13 protein-coding genes and 1 riboswitch are annotated in these 17891 nt (G+C 57.3%); of the genes, 8 read left to right on the top strand and 5 right to left on the bottom strand.

The features are described 5' to 3' along the window. Nucleotides 1–485: 485 nt before the first annotated feature. Nucleotides 486–1055 (bottom strand): hypothetical protein, encoded by a 570-nt coding sequence (locus QWI16_RS03615; protein ID WP_302711375.1) that lies wholly within the window; start codon nucleotides 1053–1055, stop codon nucleotides 486–488. On the opposite strand from QWI16_RS03615, the gene QWI16_RS03610 reads away from it, so the two are divergent. Then, entirely contained in the window at nucleotides 1015–5820 is a 4806-nt protein-coding gene (locus tag QWI16_RS03610) for a glycoside hydrolase family 16 protein (protein ID WP_302711374.1), read from the top strand. The two genes, QWI16_RS03615 and QWI16_RS03610, sit on opposite strands and share 41 nt — an antisense overlap. 218 nt (nucleotides 5821–6038) lie before the next feature. Here QWI16_RS03610 and QWI16_RS03605 read toward each other — a convergent pair whose 3' ends face one another. The 4 genes from QWI16_RS03605 to QWI16_RS03590 form a co-directional block, all read right to left on the bottom strand. Beyond that, entirely contained in the window at nucleotides 6039–6521 is a 483-nt protein-coding gene (locus QWI16_RS03605; RefSeq protein ID WP_302711373.1) for a hypothetical protein, read from the bottom strand. 157 nt (nucleotides 6522–6678) lie between these two features. After that, nucleotides 6679–7833, bottom strand: coding sequence for a helix-turn-helix domain-containing protein (locus QWI16_RS03600; RefSeq protein ID WP_302711372.1), 1155 nt, complete (start codon nucleotides 7831–7833; stop codon nucleotides 6679–6681). A 59-nt stretch (nucleotides 7834–7892) separates the two neighbouring features. Continuing rightward, on the bottom strand, nucleotides 7893–8237 hold the full coding sequence (locus QWI16_RS03595; protein ID WP_302711371.1) for a HopJ type III effector protein: 345 nt from the start codon (nucleotides 8235–8237) through the stop codon (nucleotides 7893–7895). Nucleotides 8238–8845: 608 nt separating this feature from the next. Continuing rightward, nucleotides 8846–9565 carry a GntR family transcriptional regulator gene (locus tag QWI16_RS03590; RefSeq protein ID WP_302711370.1) on the bottom strand — a complete coding sequence of 240 codons (720 nt, stop codon included), beginning with the start codon at nucleotides 9563–9565 and terminating at the stop codon, nucleotides 8846–8848. A 157-nt stretch (nucleotides 9566–9722) separates the two neighbouring features. Next, a riboswitch (TPP riboswitch) is annotated at nucleotides 9723–9839 on the top strand. 62 nt (nucleotides 9840–9901) lie between these two features. On the opposite strand from QWI16_RS03590, the gene QWI16_RS03585 reads away from it, so the two are divergent. From QWI16_RS03585 to QWI16_RS03555, 7 genes are all read left to right on the top strand, one after another. Further along, complete coding sequence (locus QWI16_RS03585; RefSeq protein ID WP_302711369.1) at nucleotides 9902–12037, top strand: TonB-dependent receptor; 2136 nt, start codon at nucleotides 9902–9904, stop codon at nucleotides 12035–12037. A 20-nt stretch (nucleotides 12038–12057) separates the two neighbouring features. Continuing rightward, on the top strand, nucleotides 12058–12321 hold the full coding sequence (locus QWI16_RS03580; RefSeq protein ID WP_302711368.1) for a hypothetical protein: 264 nt from the start codon (nucleotides 12058–12060) through the stop codon (nucleotides 12319–12321). After that, entirely contained in the window at nucleotides 12318–12935 is a 618-nt protein-coding gene (pnuC, locus tag QWI16_RS03575) for a nicotinamide riboside transporter PnuC (protein ID WP_370659910.1), read from the top strand. The genes QWI16_RS03580 and pnuC overlap by 4 nt, the downstream gene beginning before the upstream one ends. After that, entirely contained in the window at nucleotides 12928–13698 is a 771-nt protein-coding gene (locus QWI16_RS03570; protein WP_302711367.1) for a choline/ethanolamine kinase family protein, read from the top strand. The genes pnuC and QWI16_RS03570 overlap by 8 nt, the downstream gene beginning before the upstream one ends. A 118-nt stretch (nucleotides 13699–13816) precedes the next feature. Next, the gene (locus QWI16_RS03565) at nucleotides 13817–15991 is read left to right on the top strand and encodes an alpha-glucuronidase family glycosyl hydrolase (RefSeq protein ID WP_302711366.1); all 2175 of its coding nucleotides are present in this window, start codon (nucleotides 13817–13819) and stop codon (nucleotides 15989–15991) included. Nucleotides 15992–16143: 152 nt separating this feature from the next. Further along, entirely contained in the window at nucleotides 16144–16593 is a 450-nt protein-coding gene (locus QWI16_RS03560; protein WP_302711365.1) for a BLUF domain-containing protein, read from the top strand. A gap of 83 nt (nucleotides 16594–16676) precedes the next feature. After that, entirely contained in the window at nucleotides 16677–17867 is a 1191-nt protein-coding gene (locus tag QWI16_RS03555; protein WP_302711364.1) for a DUF5924 family protein, read from the top strand. Nucleotides 17868–17891 lie beyond the last annotated feature (24 nt).

Here is a 17891-nt window from a genome sequence, read left to right as displayed (position 1 = left end):
GCCCTTCGGGTTGTGGCTAAAAATTCACCACTCCACGTTGCTCGTCGTTCATTTGGAGTGACCAAACCTCTCTCCTCACGCCTTGATTGGTAAATTTTTAGTCACAACAGGCTGCATATAATTAGTGTGAACAGGCCCTAGCGATTCTCGCGAGATAAGCCTCTTCAAAGCGCCAGAGGGTTCGTATAACTCCAAGCTTTGGCGCTCTTGATCATCTCTGACGAACACACCTAAAAGTGGCGCCCACACCAAAAAACCTGAGCCCCCCTGACGAGCTCATCCCACTTTACGATTTCCCCAGCAAACGGCCCTCAGGCGCCACTAATACGGCGCTCGGCGCTTTTTAACGTCACTGAAAGTGGCATGCGTCACAGTTTTGCCGCGCAAACAGACACTCATGCCACCTTGAGCCGCCCGACAAAATGGGACGACAGCGCCCTTTGCCCAGCGGAGAATCGGCGCACTGCTCAATCCGTGTACAGTTCTTAAGCCCGTGCGCAGTGCGAGCACTCATAACCATAACAAACCCGCTTTTCGGCCAGAGCGTCAGGCGCCGGAGAGCCTCTCGACAATAATAACGAGGTCATAATGAAAAAGAATGCCTGTTTACCCTTTGTGCTGAGCGCCCTCACGCTCACACTGGCGGCCTGTGGGGGCTCGGGGGGCGGTGATACCAACAGCAGCTCATCCGTAGCCAGCAGCAGTAGCAGCGCCGTTGGCGATGGCAGCTCCTCCAGTGTTGACGTCTCCTCGGAGTCTTCTTCCAGCGTATCGAGCTCATCCGTGTCTTCCAGCTCCATCAGCTCGAGCTCAGTGAGCTCCAGCTCGTCAATTGAGAGCAGCTCTAGCCTGTCGAGCTCCAGCAGCTCGGTCGCGTCGAGCAGCTCTGTTGTAAGCAGCTCGGAATCGAGCTCATCCTCCAGTTCTTCATCGAGCAGTTCCTCGAGTAGCTCATCCGTGCGCTCATCCAGCAGCAGCTCTTCCAGTTCGAGCGAAGCGCCCTCCTGGGAGCTGGTGTGGAATGATGAGTTTGACGGTGCCAGTATTGACGGCACAAAGTGGGAACACGAGGTCAACTGCTGGGGCGGCGGCAACAACGAGCTGCAGTGCTATACCGACCGCAGCGACAACAGCTATCTGGAAGACGGCAAGCTGTTTATCGTCGCCCGCCAGGAATCGTTCAGCGGTCCCGCCGTTAACCAGGAAGATCCCACCTACAACCCGGCCGACACGTCCAAGACCTTACCTTACACCTCAGCGCGCCTGCGCACCCGCGGCAAGGCCGACTGGACCTACGGGCGTATGGAAATCCGCGCCAAACTGCCCGAGGGTCAGGGACTCTGGCCCGCCATCTGGATGCTGCCAACCGACGCCAAGTACGGCGGCTGGCCCCTGAGCGGCGAAATTGACATCATGGAGGCCGTCAACCCGAACGGCACAGGCGAAAACGAAGTACACGGCACCTTGCACTACGGCCGCGTCTGGCCCGGCAACCTCAATAGCGGTGCGAAATACACCCCCACAAAGAACGTGTGGGAAGATTTCCACACCTACGCCATTGAGTGGGAAAAAGGCGAGATTCGCTGGTTTGTCGATGACGTGCACTTTGCCACACAAACCCAGGAAGGTTGGTTCACCTACTACTGGGACGACGAGGAAGGCTCCACCAAGCCACTGCTAAAAGCCGGCACGGCGACAGCGGCGGAAAAAGGCTTTCAACTCGGCAGTGCAGACGCCCCTTTTGATCAGCCCTTCCACATGCTTCTGAACGTTGCGGTAGGTGGCAACTGGCCGGGTGCGCCCAACAGTGCCACCAGCTTCCCACAAGCCATGGAAGTCGATTATGTGCGCGTCTACCAGTGCTCTGAGGATGACGGTACTGGCGCCGGTTGCGGCACCTCCCAACCGGGGGCGATTCAGGTCTCAGGCTACGACTCACCAACAACCGAGTCCTTCGACCTGTACAACGATGGCCCAGCCAGCTTCATTTTTGATACGCCTGATGGCGAGGTCACCAACACACTGGTGCCGGGCTTTTACGACGGCGGCAGTGGCAATGTGATCAGCGATCCCGCAGCTACCGACGGTGAAAATACAGTCTGGGACATTACGTTTAACGGGCCGGGTAATGCGTTCCTGTCGACGGCCAACATGTCTGCTTACCCCGAAGTGAATGATGGGCTCAAGTTCACCAATATGGCTGACTACGGGCAAATTCGCTTCAAACTGCGTATCGAGTCTATTGATCCGGCGACTGAGCTGGCCATCAAACTCGACAGTGGCTGGCCCAACGTCAGCTATGCGGTCATCGATAATCCGCCGGTTGGCGAGTGGACCGAAATGGCCGTTGCCATCAACCAGCTGCTGCCCAACAACATCGAAACCGGGCAGGCAAATCTGGGGCAGTTGATCAACGCCTTTGTGATTGAGTCATCCGGCATGGCACAGGTGCAGTTGGCCGACATTGCCGTCGACTGTATGGCTCCGTGTGACATAGATCCGGTACTGGCCGCAGTAAAAGATACTTTGACAGATAGCTTTGTGGTCTTTGACGAAGGCGAGCCCGGCCCCAACTGGGATTTCGGTGTAGGCACCTGGGGCAGCGCCGGTGACCACGTGACCGCGAATGTTGTCGAGGATATCGACCGCGGTGAGGTGCTCAACATCACCTTTAGCGACAGCGAGGCCAACGGCCTGGCGTTTGTGCAATCCACCACCAGCAAGAACGCACGCGCCTTTGCCGAAAACGGCCAGCTGACCTTTGATATTAAGGTGCTCGATTACGGCAGCAATGAAACGGGTCTGGTAGTGAAAGCCGAAAGTGGCCCGGGCACAGGTACCGGCGACTACGTGATTAACCCAGCTGAAGGCGCGTGGACAAGCGTCACGGTGAACATTGCCGACATGATCAGTGCGCCGAACAATACCGGCTTTAACATCGACGCCATGAACACGCCCTTTGTAATTTTGCCCGTCTGGGGCGACCAGGCTGGCGTGCATATTCAGGTGGACAATGTGCACTGGGTCGGCGGTTCTGGCTCAACTGAGCCGACCATAACCGCACTCACCGAGACCTTTGATGTGCTGGTGGACGGCGTCGCCGGCCCCGAGTGGGACTTTGGCGTCGGCTCCTGGGACAATGGTACCGGCCACATCACCATCAGTACCTTCAACGATACTGAGCGCGGCGATGTTATGCAGCTGGATTTCAGTACCAGCGCCAACAACGGCTTGGTGTTTATCCAGTCCACCGAGGGCAAGGACTTGAGCGCCTTTGCCAGCGAGGGCCAACTGCAGTTTGACATTAAAGTGTTGAGCTTCGGCGACAACGAAAACGGCCTGGTAGTGAAAATGGAAAGTGGTCCGGCCACCGGCACGGGCGACTATGTCATTGCCGATCCAATAGAGGGCGTCTGGACAACCTACACCATCGACATTGCCGATATGATTGCCCACAGCGGCACCAACGGTGCTTTTAACATTGCCAACATGAACACGCCGTTTGTCTTCCTGCCCGCATGGGGCGATCAGGCGGGCGTCAGCGTGCAGTTGGATAACATCCGCTGGCTGCTCGACAGTGGCTCGTCCAGCAGCGCCAGCAGCAGCTCATCGAGCTCTTCCAGCTCGTCAAGCTCCTCGAGCTCTGACTCAAGCACCAGCAGCTCCTCCAGTTCAAGCGGCGGTTCAGGCGTTGTGTCTCACGAACCGAGCAGCATTCTCGGCATTGATGAAAGCGGCTCTGCGCCAACGACTCTGGATAATGGTTGGGAGCTGGTCTGGAACGATGAGTTCAACGGCACCAGCATCAACCCCGACCGCTGGGAGCATGAGGTCAACTGCTGGGGCGGCGGTAACAACGAAGCCCAGTGCTACACCGACAGCGCCGACAACAGCTACGTTGAAGACAGCTTGCTGCATATCACCTCCATTTATGAAGGTGCTGGCCAGGTGTGCGGCCCCTCGTTGAATCAAGAAGACCCAGGCTACCCAGGAGCGGATGCCTGTAAAGCCTATTCCTCAGCCCGCTTGCGCACCCGCGATAGAGCTGACTGGAAATATGGCCGCATGGAAATCCGTGCCCGCGTTCCGCAAGGTGTGGGCGTCTGGCCGGCCATCTGGATGCTGCCGACCGACACCGCCTATGGCGGCTGGCCCCACAGTGGCGAACTGGATATCTTTGAGGCTTTCCAGCCCGGTGTAGCAGGCCCGCAACCGACAGGCGCCGCCAATGAAATGCACGGCACCCTGCACTACGGCTACTCCTGGCCCTGGAACCAATACAGTGGCGCGCCCTACGAACCTCCGACGAACATCTGGGACGACTTCTATACCTACACCGTCGAATGGGAAGAAGGTGAAATCCGCTGGTATGTGGATGACGTGCTCTTCGCCCGCAACAGCGGCAACTGGTTTATCTACTACTGGGGTGGTCAGGAAGTCGGTTATCAGGTAGGCACGGGCGCTCAGCCGTTTGATCAACCCTTCCATATGATTCTGAACGTTGCTCTGGGTAACGGCACTTATATTGATCTGCCAACCTTCACCGACAGCAGAACCATGGAAGTAGACTACGTCCGCGTGTACGAGTGCTCCAACGACCCGGCGACCGGCAAAGGCTGTGAAACGCCAACGGCCGATGCGGGTACCACGCCCACGGAAATCGTTGGCCACGTACCCCCACCGGATACCCGTGATGAAGTATGGCTGTACCGTGGTTCAGAAGGTGGCGTGCAAACCTTAAGCTTCGATGTCAACAGCACCGAGGTGAACAACACCCTGCAGCATCAAATGTACAACCCCGATGGCTCCCTGATCTCGGATCCGGGTGCGGCGCCAATCGACAATGGTTCGGGCGGTACGGTTGTCTGGGACCTGCAGTTTAATAACACCAACCCAGGTGTTGCCTGGCTGCGCTCCGGCGATATGAGCAGCTATCCAGAGGTGCAAGATGGCTTTAACTTCGGTAGCGACCCCTTGCACAACCGCCCACGCAACCTTGGCGAGTTCAAGTTTGATATCTGGGTTGAAGAGGCCGAGGCGGGCTCAAAACTGCAAGTGAAACTTAACTCGACCTACCCGGACCTGAGCGTCGGTGAGGTTGAGCTAACACCGGAGATGGTCGGGAAATGGACACCTGTGTCTGTGCGCTTCTACAGCCTGCGTCCCAACCCGAATGAAGCCTGGGGCCCAACAGTCGACTACTCATCGGTCATGCACCCCTTCGAGGTGGAACTCACCGGTGGCGCCTCACACGTGCAGCTGGACAACGTCCGTATCGCGTGCCTGGAGAACTGCGACATCAAGCCCAAGCTGGCACCCGTGACCATCACCGAGGACATGGATATTTTTGTCAACGGTTTGTCGCCTGACTGGGGCAACCCCGGATTTGGCGTCTGGCAGGACGGTGGTCAAGTCATCACCATTGACGCCACCGTCGAAGATGCTGAAAAAGGCACCGTGGTCCAGGTGGAATTCACCAATACCGGTATGGGGACTTTCTATATTCAGGACGCGCCCAAGGATCTCAGCGCGTTTGCAGCCGGCAGTCTGGTGTTTGACCTGAAGGTAGTGAGCAACAATGGCAATACCAGCGGCTTCCTGGTGAAGGCGGACTGTGTCTACCCGTGCGTGGGAGCCGAAGTGCCGGTCCCTCTGCCGGCCGACAACGACTGGCACACCGTGACTGTGCCGATTGCCGACATCAACCAGGGCGGCTTTGATATCGAAAAAGTGAACACGCCCTTCTCACTCTGGCCGGTATTCGGCCAGCAGGATGTGACCTTCCAGGTAGGCAATATCCGCTGGGTTCTGCCTGACTAAACATCCAGCATCTGCATATAACAGGGACGTTGATTCACAAAAGGCCTGGAGGATCAGCGTTCAGGCCTTTTCCAGTCGGCTCCGGTAAGCCCCTCACAGTAATGTGGAGGTGCTCGGAGTAGAGACCTTTCAATAGCTGACGGGTATAACCCACCCTCTTGGGCCTGCTCACGCAAGTGAGCAGGCCCTTTTTTATGACGAGCCGCATTTTCGGTCACTTAAGCCAGCTGGCTGACGACACCCACGCGGTTAAAGCCCGACTCACGACCAGCGCTGCAGAGCGTTCCCTGCGCCTGTGCCAGGTGGGCGCCATCGCGCAGACTGCTGACGCTACAGGAAAATATCGCCAAGCCGTCTTCCCGTGAGAGGATCTGCGCGTCTAAGCGCACGGGGCCACCCTGCCAGGGCTCGCCGTAGCCGACTTCCAGCTCGGTAATACCACTGTCGCCCAGGGGGTCATGACTGGCCAACTGCACCACACAGTCGATAAGACACCCAAGGGCACCGCGAAAGCCCGGCGCGCCAATGGACAGCTTCTGTTCCAGCTCCGCCTCCACCAGCGCACAGTCGTTCTCAACGCGGTATTTGCAAAAGCGGAAGAGCATTCCGGCAGGATGATTTTTTATCAGTCTGCTCGCAGACTGAACAGGCAGTGGGGCATCAATGCCTATGCTTGCCCCAGTCGTTATTGTTATGGCCATGCTGTGCCTCTGTTTTCCAGTTGAACGGGGTAGGAGCCCAAAGCCTAGGTAAAACAGCGCTTTAGCAGTAATGAAATTGGAAAAAACTGTACAAGGCGGACAAAAGTTGAAGGTTTTTTGCGGAAAATGAAAGTGCCAAAATCAAAAACCTATCTTTTCATTTGCTCTGATAGATATTCTTAAACACCTTGGGCGTGCACCCGTACTCGTCCTTAAACAGCTTGTTAAAGTAGGACACGTTGCGGTAGCCCACAGAATAGGCAATTTCAGCAATGCTCGACTCGCCACCGGAAGACAATAATCGGGCCGCTTCCGTCAAACGCACCTTGTTCAGATAACTGGTAAAGGTAAACCCCAGCTCGGCTTTGAGTATGTCGTTGATTTTGGTTCGACTGACACCGATGTCCTTGACCATGGTGTCCAGATTCAGCTCGCTATTGGCGTACTCTGTGGCCAGGTAGCGCAACAGGGCATCCTTTTCCCGATCTCGGGTGGGCTCGATAGACAACTGCTGGTAGGCCACCAGAGGCCTGTCTTTTTGCAGTTTGATTTTCAAAGCGCGCGTCAGTGCCAGGGTATGCTCGCGCCACAACCAGACAATTGCGCCCAACCAACCCGCCAGCAAGAGCGCCGCCAACAGATACAGATAGCGCCAGTCGCGCCCCTGCAGAGTGAGATTGTTAATCTGCACCCGGGAAGCGACGCCCATCGGGCTTTGATAGCTAGAGCCGAATACCAGTTTAACCACCTCATCCAACTGGTATTCCGTCATGGACAATTTTAAACCCTGGGCTTCCAGCCACCACTGAGGCGTCTCCAGGCGGGTCAGGTCAATGGTTACCGACGACCACTGGTCGTCGCAGGCAAAATAGCTGGCGGGAGAGCGATAGGTCAGGGGCTCGCCCACTTTACTGATACCCGCCTCAAGGGTTGACGCCGAAAAGCCCAACACATTGGCCGGGCTACACTTCACACTGAAAGACACTTTATTGTAAGGAGTCAAATCCACAGTACTTGTCTGACTGTCCGGATCGACAAAGTTCAGGGCAAGACCGGCATAGGGGTAAGGGGCCACATCAGACAACTGCAGTGCAAACTCCAGGCTGTAGTGGTCATCAACAATACGCACCGTCGACTCGCCGGCCTGAGACGCATCGTCCTCCAATACCGCCTGCCACAGATAGCCGCTTTGCGGCGCTGGCAGAAGCGCCTCAAAGGAAAAAGTTCGCTGGACAGTCCAGTAGGCGATCAGCCCACTCAACAGCAAAAGGACACAAAGAACCGCAAAGGCTTTCTTATAAAAATTCAGCATGTTACCGACACGGTCATTACCAGGCCCTATCCTAGCGGTATCCGGTGGGCGGGTACAGCTTAACGTTTTTCCAGAGCCTCCCCTTTAAATGCCACGCCGGCCCAACCGTGAGCGATAAAGTTGCGGATATTGCCGTGATCTGAACCCTCCGGATGCTGCAATACATCCTCGCGGTAATAGCGGCCAAAGCAGGCCAACGTCTGGGCTTCAGTCAGCCCATTTAACTGACCAAACGCCAGAATTTTGCACGAACCCTGGTTGTCCTTCTCGCCGTTATGCAGCTCACCATTGGTAAACGCGGTGGGGGTATGCCGGTAGTAGGCCTCAATAATGGCCATGGTTTCGTCAAACTCGACGTTCAGTGGCTCGGTGGTGAGTTTGGTCAGGAACATTTCCAGTGTCATAGCAAGTCTCGTATCTGTCAGTATGGGCGGCGGCCAAGGCCGCTCTAAAACACGGTCTGCCGTCCTGACGCAACAACAGGCTCGCTTACCGCACAGGCAATTGTAAGCGCCCTAGCGCATTCGACCAAACCCCAAGGGGACTGGCTGGCGCCATTTTCTACCAAAGAAAAATAGCACATGAAAAATTTGACAGACTTGTATACCAGTTATAGTATTTGTGACTAAATGCCTTGTATACAAGAGGCCCGGCACCCGACAATAAGGTTCGGTAATCGCACACAATAACTAGGCCGGAAGAATCCGTAGCTCCAGACACCGCCTTGATACCCTCTTCGGTTCCAGGCAGACATGAAAAAGACCGACACAAAAGAAATCAGGCTCAACGCCGCGCGGTGAACACCGAAGCGGGCGATCCACAGTGACAGAACGAGTGGGTTGAGGTTAATACAATATTGGCCCGCCTTTGTCCGTGCACCAAGACTTCGGTTTAAACGGTTGGCCGACAAGCCAGAGGCCCCCGAGAAATTTCGATGTACTCTCCTCGTACGTTAGAATCTTAACCCCGCCACTGCGGGGTTTTTTTTGTCTTAGGCGTCACAGACAAACCTCTAGAGGAAGTACTCGGGGTGCTCTTTGGGAATCACCTTGAGAACGTTGTACACATCTTTCATGTGTACACTCATGGCCTCCACGGCTTTCGCGGGAGAGCCAGACTTTAAGGCCTTGATAATGGCGCTGTGCTGCGACAAAACGCGCTTGTATTGGCCGCGCATGTGCAGGCTAAGATTACGCACCCGGTCCATATGGGCTTTTTCCGCTTCAATCAACAGTGCCACCCGGGGATAGCAGGTAAAGTCGGCCAGAGTTTGGTGGAAGCAATCGTCCAACTTCTGAAACGCCAGGGCGTCATCGTCGGCCGCGGCGAGTTTCTGCTCGGCAATAATGCGCTCACCCGCCTCGACGATTTCATCGGTAATATTCTCTGCGAGATAACTGACCACCGACAATTCCAACGCCTCGCGAATAAAGCGCGCCTCGAGAATTTTTTCCATACTGAAGCGTGACACGAAGGTGCCGCGCTGGGGCAAGACATCGACAAAACCGATGGCGGACAACTGGATCAGCGCCTCGCGCACAGGTGTGCGGCTGACGCCGAACTTGGCAGCCAGGGCGGTTTCGGAAATCATCTGCCCCGGCAGTAATTCCATACTCACAATGGCATCGCGGACAAAACCGTAAATCTGGCTGGCGGATGGGCGGTGATAGGAAATACCTTTGCCCCCATCGGCGGCGGCTTTATCAAAAAATCGAACGGGTGGCTTGGCCAAGAGTGTGTTTCCTCGCTCTGCTCGCGCGGCAGATTAGTCATCTTTCGCTACGATAGTAATCTTTCGCGCCTCGGCTTACCAGTTTGATAGTAAAAATACACTCACCCTGGCCCCGAGGTGCGCGTATTGCTGCGCCGACGCATCAGGCGTAAAATTCACGCCATCCTCGGGGTGGCTGGCGGCTGTTGCGGCCCAGGCCTGAGACGCATCGCATGCGGACCCGTTGAACCTGATCCGGTTAATGCCGGCGTAGGGATAGGACATTACGCGCACAGCGCCTCTCATATCCACGCTTATCCGCAGACCGGGTCTCCAATTGTTGTAACCGGAGACTCTATGAAACCCAGCAACTTTCGCCTCTGCGCACTGGCTCTGGCCATTAGCGCACCCGTATACGCTCAACAGACGATTGAAGAAATCCGCGTGACCGCGGACTTTCGTGCGGCCAACCTGAACGAGCTGGCCACCAGTGCCACAGTGATCGATGAGCGCACCATAAAGTCGCGCGGCGCCGAGCACCTGGCGCAAATTCTTAACATCGCGCCCAACGTTAATTTCTCGGCCGGCGCCTCGCGCGGACGCTTTTTCCAAATTCGCGGTATCGGTGAGCGCAGCCAGTTTGTCGAGCCGGTCAACCCATCGGTGGGTCTTTTGGTAGACGGCATCGACCTCACCGGCCTCGGCGGCGCCGCTACCACGCTGGACATCGCTCAGGTAGAAATATTGCGCGGCCCTCAGGGTACGCTCTTTGGGGCGAACGCCCTGGCCGGCCTGATCAACATGGTTTCTGGCACACCCACCGAAACCTTCAGCGGCGAAGTGGCCGCCACCCTGGGTGACTACAATACCCGCACCACCAGCGGCGTGCTGAGCGGCCCGCTGAGCGACACGGTCAGTGCGCGCCTGGCACTGGAGCAACACCGCTCGGACGGCTATCAAGACAACGCCTACCTGGACACCGACGACAACGCCCGTATTGACGAGCAAACCGCCCGCGCCAAACTGCGCTGGCAACCGGCCAGCGATATGACCCTCGATATCACCGGCCTCTACGTCAATGCCGACAACGGCTACGACGGTTTCTCGCTGGACAACACCCGCTCCACCCTGTCCGATCAGCCTGGGCACGACCGCATTGAAACCCTGGCAGGCTCCACGCGCCTGGAACTGGGACTCAACGATCGCCTCAAGATGGTGGGCCTTATCAGTCACGCCACCTCCGATACCGAATACGGCTATGACGAGGACTGGGCCTATCCCGGCCTGTGCGAGGATTTCAGCTGCGTTGTCAAAGACGAGCAAGGTCAGGAGGTGCAATACTACGGCTACAACTCCATCGATAATTACCAGCGCGATATCGACAACACCACTGTCGACTTACGCCTGGTCTCCAGCACTCAAGCAGGTTCCCTCGGCTGGGTAGCGGGGGTTTACTACCGCGATCAAGCCGAAGCGTTATACCGCCAGCAAACCTATCTGGCCGAAGACTTCACCAGCGAGTTCAGCGCTGAAAACACCGCCGTCTATGGCCAGCTGGATATTCCCCTGGCCGCAAAACTGACTCTGGTCACCGGCCTGCGCTATGAAGAGCGCTCGGCCAGTTACCGCGATAGCGACGGCGCCAATTTTGCGCCCGGTGACGACATGCTCGGCGGCAAAGTGTCCCTTGAGTATCAAGCCAGCGACAACTCCTTACTCTACGGCTTGATCTCACGCGGCTACAAAGCCGGCGGTTTTAACAGCGACAGCGCCATACCGTTTGACGACCGGGAGTACCAGCCGGAATTTCTCATGAACATCGAGTTGGGCACCAAGTTTGCCGCGCTGGACAACACCCTGACGGCCAGTCTTGCGCTGTTTTATCAAGACCGTGACGACATCCAGACCAAGCAGTCCTTTGTCACCACCATTGAGGGCGAGAACTGCCCTTGCGACTTTTCCGACTACACCACCAACGCCACCTCGGGCAGCGCCTACGGGCTCGAGACGGAACTGAACTGGCAAATCAGCGACGCCCTCGCCGTATTTTCCAGCCTTGGTCTGCTGCGTTCGGAGTTTGATGACTTTATCAGCTACGCCCATGCCCAAGCGGATCAAGACACCGGCGAGCCCTACGATTTGTCCGGCCACGATCTGCCCCATGCGCCCAGCTATCAGTTCACCTTGGGCGGGGAATACTATTTCACCGATCAATGGTTCGCCCGTATCGAACTTGAGGGCAAAGACAGCTTCTATTTTTCCAGCCGCCACGAGGCGCAATCGGACGCTTACGAGCTGATCAACGCCCGTATCGGCTACAACGCCGAGCACTGGCAGCTTGCCCTGTGGGCTCGCAACCTCACGGATGAAGACACTCAGGTGCGCGGCTTTGGCAGCTTTGGCAATGATCCGCGCAAGGGCTACGCGACCGAGCCCTACTACCAGTTTGGCGAGCCGCGCGTGGTCGGGCTCAGCGGCGAGTACCGCTTTTAATCATCCGGGAATTGACTGATATGAAACTCACAGCTGAAATCAGCATGTACCCCTTTAACGGCGACTATATTCCGCCCATTAAAGGCTTTATCGAGTGGCTCAACCAGCAAGAGGGTTTGTTGATCGCCACTAAGCCCACCTGCACCCTTGTCACCGGCGACTACGACCGGGTGATGGCCGTGCTGACGCATGGCATGCGCTACAGCGTTCAGACCTGGGGCAAAGCGGTGTTTGTCACCAAGTTTTTGCCCGGCTTTGAGGCCCTGCCCGAGGCAGGCGCGTGAGCGAAATAGGCGCGCAGATCACCGCCGCCTGGCTCGCCATGTCCCCCTGGGAGCTGGTGGCGGTGACGCTCGCCATCGCCTACCTGCTATTGGCGGTGCGCCAGAACAGCCTCTGCTGGTACTGCGCTTTTGCCAGCACCGCCATTTACACCGCGCTTTTTTGGAATGTGCAGCTGGTGATGGAGTCGGCTCTCAATGTCTACTATATGGCCATGGCCGGCTATGGCTGGTGGCAGTGGCGTCACGGTGGCAAAGACGACAGCGAATTACCCGTCAGGCGCTGGCGCTTTAAGCAGCATGCCCTTACACTGGCGGGCATTGCCGCTGTCACCGCTATTTCGGGCTCACTGCTGAGCCGTTACACGGAAGCGGCCTGGCCCTTTGTGGATTCGTTTACCACCTGGGCGAGCGTCATCACCACCTATATGGTGGCCCGTAAAATCCTGGAAAACTGGCTTTACTGGATGGTGATCAACAGCACGTCGATTTTTTTGTTTATCGATCGCGGCCTGTACCTGACAGCGCTGCTGCTGGTGTCTTATCTCATCATCTCGGTGTTCGGCCTGATCAACTGGCAAAAGGACTACCGCCAGCAATCGCCCAGCCGTGCCTGAGGCCAGTGTTCTGCAGGCCATACTCGCCGGCTGGCGCGACTGGCCGCTGCCCATCAGCGCGCCGCCCAAGTTGCTCGGCCCCATACCCGGCGGGCGCACCAACCGCAATTTCAAACTGCTCGCACCAGGCGTAAAGCAGCCGCTGATTCTACGCATCAACAACCCTAGGGCGCGCTATCTGGGGATAGATCGCAACGACGAAGCGCAAATCGTGCACACCGCCGCCCGCGCCGGCCTCACCCCCGAGCCCGTTTACCGCGACCCGGCCCACCGCTTTGCCCTGCTGCCGTTTATCGAGGCGCGCACCTGGCACAGCGCCGACTTTGCCAACCCGCTGCAGCGCAACCGGCTGTTGACCTTGCTTGAGCAAGTGCGCTGTCTCAACCCCGCCACCCACAGGCGCAGTTACCAGCGCTATCTGGAGCAATACTGGACGCTACTGAGCGCCGTCGGCGAACTTGAGGGTGAACTGACCGAGCGCTGGCAGGCCTTTTTACCGGAGCTTATCGCCTTTGATCGCGACAACTGGCCTGCCGAGCTAACGCATCACGACCTGATCCCCGAAAATGTGCTCGACACCGGCGGGCGCCTCTACCTCATCGACTGGGAATACGCCGCTCTGGGTCACGCCGACATCGACCTTTGGAGCATTCGCCCATCGCTGGCGCGCAACCCTTTTGTTCACGAGCTGGCCCGCTGGACCAACGAGCTCTGGGAGCGAGTGGTCCGCTCCCTCAAAGACCGGCAACTGCCACCGGCGTAAAAACGCTACACTCTGACACAGCGTCAATTTTTGTGAATCTTGGCCATAACCGCCACCACTTGTATACAAGTAATGATAAGATGGTCATTATGACCATAACAACCGGCAGGACAGGACAATGTTTCGTTACCTCGCACTCATCATCGCCTTGCTTTTCTCGACCATCACCAGCGCCGAAGACGGCTACCGCATGTGGCTGCGCTACGATCAGGTGGCCGACTCAGAGCGCCTCGCCCAGTACCGCAAGCACTTCACTCAGCTGGTGGTCGCCGGCGACTCCGCTACCCTTGAACTTGCCGCTGCTGAGCTGACCCGCGGTATTGAAGGGCTCACCGGTCGCCCCGTCGCACGCGCTGACAAGGCAAGCCGCGCCGGCGCACTGATCGTCGGCACACCCAACACCTCATCCACCATAGCCGCGCTCAAAATGTCCAAGCTCACCAGTCTGGGGCAAGAGGGCTACCTGATCAGCAGCCGCCGAGTGAACGGCAAGCCCGCCACCGTCATTGCCGCCAACACGGAGGTGGGCGCGCTCTACGGCGCCTTTGCTCTGCTCCGGCAGCTGCAAACCCACGCCGACATCAGCAACCTTGAACTGCACTCAGCGCCCAGCGTTAAACACCGGGTGGTCAATCACTGGGATAACCTCAACCGCCTGGTGGAGCGCGGTTACGCCGGTCTGTCCCTTTGGGACTGGGGCACTCTGCCCGCCTACAAAGACAACCCGCGCTATCACGACTATGCCCGCATCAACGCCTCGCTGGGCATCAACGGCACGGTGATCAATAATGTGAATGCCGACGCACGCATTCTTACCGATCAATTTCTGGAAAAAGCCGCCGCCTTGGCCGATGTGTTTCGCCCCTACGGCATCAAGCTGTACCTCTCGGTGAAATTCAACTCCCCCATGCTGTTAGACGGTTTCGAGACCGCCGACCCGCTGGACCCCGACGTGCAAAAATGGTGGCAAGAGCGGACGAAAAAAGTCTACGACTATATTCCCGATTTTGGCGGCTTTTTGGTCAAAGCCAACTCCGAGGGCCAGCCCGGCCCGCAGGACTTCGGCCGAAACCACGCCGAGGGCGCTAACATGCTGGCCGAGGCCCTGGAGCCTTTCGGCGGAGTAGTCTTCTGGCGCGCCTTCGTCTACGCCCCCGAGCAGGGCGACCGCTTCCGCGAGGCCTATGATGAATTTATGCCGCTCGATGGCCAGTTTAAAGACAACGTCATTGTCCAAATCAAAAACGGCCCCATCGACTTTCAACCGCGTGAGCCTTTTTCACCGTTGTTTGGCAGCCTGAAAAAAACCAATATTGCGCTCGAGCTGCAGGTGACTCAGGAGTACTTCGGTTTTTCCTACCACCTCGCTTATCAAGGGCCGCTGTTTGCCGAGGCGCTCAATGCCGATACCTACGCCAAGGGTGAGGGCAGCACCATCGGCAAGATTCTCGCTGGCGACATCTTTGAGTATCAGCAAACCGGCATGGCGGCAGTCATTAATCCAGGCACTGACCGCAACTGGACCGGCCACCCCTTTGTGCAATCGAGCTGGTACGCTTTTGGCCGCATGGCCTGGGACTATCGCCTGGGCTCAGAGACTATCGCCGATGAATGGCTGCGCATGACCTTCTCCAACGATCCGGCGCTGCTGCAACCGCTGCATGAGATCATGAGCATCTCCCGCGAAGCCGGGGTGAACTACCGCAGCCCGCTGGGCCTGACACACCTCTACGCCCAGGGACATCACTATGGCCCCGCCCCCTGGCACGACAAATCCGGCCGCCCGGACTGGACCGCTTACTACTACCATCAGGCGACAAAAGACGGCATCGGTTTTGATCGCACCCAAAGTGGTTCCAACGCCATAGAGCAGTATCACGAGCCGCTGACCCAGCGCTTTGCCAACCCGGACACTACGCCCGAAGATCTGCTGTTGTGGTTCCACCACCTGAGCTGGCGCTATGAAATGGACTCTGGCCGCAGTCTATGGCACGAGCTGGTGCACAAATACGACACCGGTGTCGCCCAGGTGCAACAGATGCAAAACCTGTGGGACAGCGCCAAAGACTACGTGGACACCGAACGCTTCGAACACGTAAAAGCACTGTTAAAGATCCAAGAGCGCGACGCCATTCACTGGCGCGACGCCTGCATCAGTTACTTTCAAAGTGTGAATGGCTTGTCGCTGCCCAAGGGATCGCCCAAACCAGCGCACGAGCTTGAGTACTACAAGCGCATGGAAAAAGAACTCTATATCCCCGATCCCTGGTACCCGGTGCCGGGCGGGCACTGATACCACTCAGCCAGATCGGGGACAGCCCCGGTTTGGCATCTCCAGCTCAGCTATCACAAGGGCGCCTCACTCTACCCCTGCACCTAAATAAAGATTGTATTGGCCGGCGGCATGCCCCACACTGGCTGACCTTTCTCCTATCAGAGTTTTTCATGAAAGCCATTTTATACGTCAGCCGGGCCACTGAGGCGTTTGGCGATGGCGCACTCGGCGATTTGTTGCAGCAGGCAGAGGCGCGCAACCTTGAGCTTGGGGTTACCGGCTATCTGTTCTATAAAGCGCCTTATTTTTTTCAATACATTGAAAGCGAGGGCGATGAAGTCACCGAGCTGATGCAGAGCATTACCCGCGACTCACGCCATGAGGTCATCAATCAGGTAGAGGATGAATTTACCGGGGCCCGACGTTTTCCGCGCTGGAGCATGCAGTTTGTTAACGACAAAGTGCTCAACCGAATCAGCCTGGAGCAGATCGTGATTGACGACTTGCTGTCCATGACCGATGTCTACCGCGATGAAGGGCGCTGGCGACAAACGCTCTTTCAACTGGTCGGCACCATCTCCCGTAACCAGCAGACGCTGGCCAGTCAGCCTCGCGGCTAAACGCTTCCAACAAGGCTCGGTTCAGGCTGAGCCTTGGCAACGCTTTGGTATACTGACCAACCATACAGCGGCCCCAACATCACATGGCTGACATGCGCCTTCTTTTGCAGCGCCTCGCCCGGCTAGCCGCCCGCTACCCCGGCCTGCTAGCGCTGGTGGGTTTTGTCAGCGGTGTAGCCAGCTTTTTTCTGGTCGAACGCGAACAGGATAGATTTGCTCAGGCAGTCGCCTTGCTCATGCTCGCGGCCTGGGTACTGCTGATGCTGGAGAATTTGCTCAAGCGCGGTATCAGCCGCTGGTTTGGCGCTGAGCTACCCGATCCGGTCGTGCGTTTTGTCACGCAACTGGTGCATCAGGAAAGCCTGTTTTTTGTTGTGCCCTTTTTTGTTGTCACCACCGCCTGGAACAGCGGACAAATGGTTTTTACCGGCGCCCTGATTCTGGCCGCGGTGATTTCCGTCATCGACCCTCTTTACTATCAGTGGCTCGCACCCAAACGCTGGCTGTATTTTTTCTACCACGGCTTCACCTTGTTTGCCGTTTGCCTGACCGCCCTGCCCATTTTGCTGCACATACCCACCGCCGAGGCCTACCAATGGGCCCTGGCCATAGCGGTGGTGTTGTCGTTTTTAAACATGGTGCGCGATCTGTCCTTCGGCTGGTGGCACCGCAGTGCGCTGGCGTTTTTGCTCCTAGGCGGTGCGGGCATTGTCGGCTGGCTGGCAAAACCCTGGGTGCCACCGGCCAGTCTGTGGTTGACCCAGGTTGCCGTGACACCACGCATCGACGATGACAAAAAAGCGCCCACGGCGCGAATCAAAGTGGTCAGTGTCGAGGAGCTCCGTCAGGGGCTCTACGCTTACACAGCCATTCACGCACCGCGGGGCCTAAACGAACGTATCTATCATGTGTGGCGGCACAACCTCACGCTAGTGGATAAAATACCCTTGGACATTAACGGCGGGCGCGAGGGCGGCTACCGGGCCTGGAGTCACAAAGTGAATTTTCCACCCTACCCCAAGGGCAAATGGCGTATTGCCGTGGTCACCGAGGCCAATCAGGTGATTGGCGTTTTGCGTTTTCAGGTGGTCGATCAGCGCTCGCCCGGGCAAACGGATCCGGATACGACATCGCCGGCGGAGATTATCACCTCGCCGCACCAAGCCATCAGCGCTCCTGTGGTAGATGTCATTAAAGAAGAGAGCCAGCTGCTGCTGGAAAAAGTCACTGAGGGCACATCGGCGCCAGTGCCCGAAGACACAGGCGCCCATTGACCCGGCGATCTTGACGACCGGTCA

The sequence above is a fragment of the Gilvimarinus algae genome (genome assembly GCF_030518215.1).
Taxonomy (GTDB): Bacteria; Pseudomonadota; Gammaproteobacteria; order Pseudomonadales; family Cellvibrionaceae; genus Gilvimarinus; species Gilvimarinus algae.
This window is presented reverse-complemented; position numbering and strand designations above follow the sequence as displayed.

What these genes read in the sequence shown, in the direction of transcription:
- QWI16_RS03605 (WP_302711373.1), bottom strand. Translation starts at nt 6,521, where the DNA reads ATGGCCATAACAATAACGACTGGGGCAAGCATAGGCATTGATGCCCCA.
- QWI16_RS03600 (WP_302711372.1), bottom strand. Translation starts at nt 7,833, where the DNA reads ATGCTGAATTTTTATAAGAAAGCCTTTGCGGTTCTTTGTGTCCTTTTG.
- QWI16_RS03595 (WP_302711371.1), bottom strand. Translation starts at nt 8,237, where the DNA reads ATGACACTGGAAATGTTCCTGACCAAACTCACCACCGAGCCACTGAAC.
- QWI16_RS03585 (WP_302711369.1), top strand. Translation starts at nt 9,902, where the DNA reads ATGAAACCCAGCAACTTTCGCCTCTGCGCACTGGCTCTGGCCATTAGC.
- QWI16_RS03580 (WP_302711368.1), top strand. Translation starts at nt 12,058, where the DNA reads ATGAAACTCACAGCTGAAATCAGCATGTACCCCTTTAACGGCGACTAT.
- QWI16_RS03565 (WP_302711366.1), top strand. Translation starts at nt 13,817, where the DNA reads ATGTTTCGTTACCTCGCACTCATCATCGCCTTGCTTTTCTCGACCATC.
- QWI16_RS03560 (WP_302711365.1), top strand. Translation starts at nt 16,144, where the DNA reads ATGAAAGCCATTTTATACGTCAGCCGGGCCACTGAGGCGTTTGGCGAT.
- QWI16_RS03555 (WP_302711364.1), top strand. Translation starts at nt 16,677, where the DNA reads ATGGCTGACATGCGCCTTCTTTTGCAGCGCCTCGCCCGGCTAGCCGCC.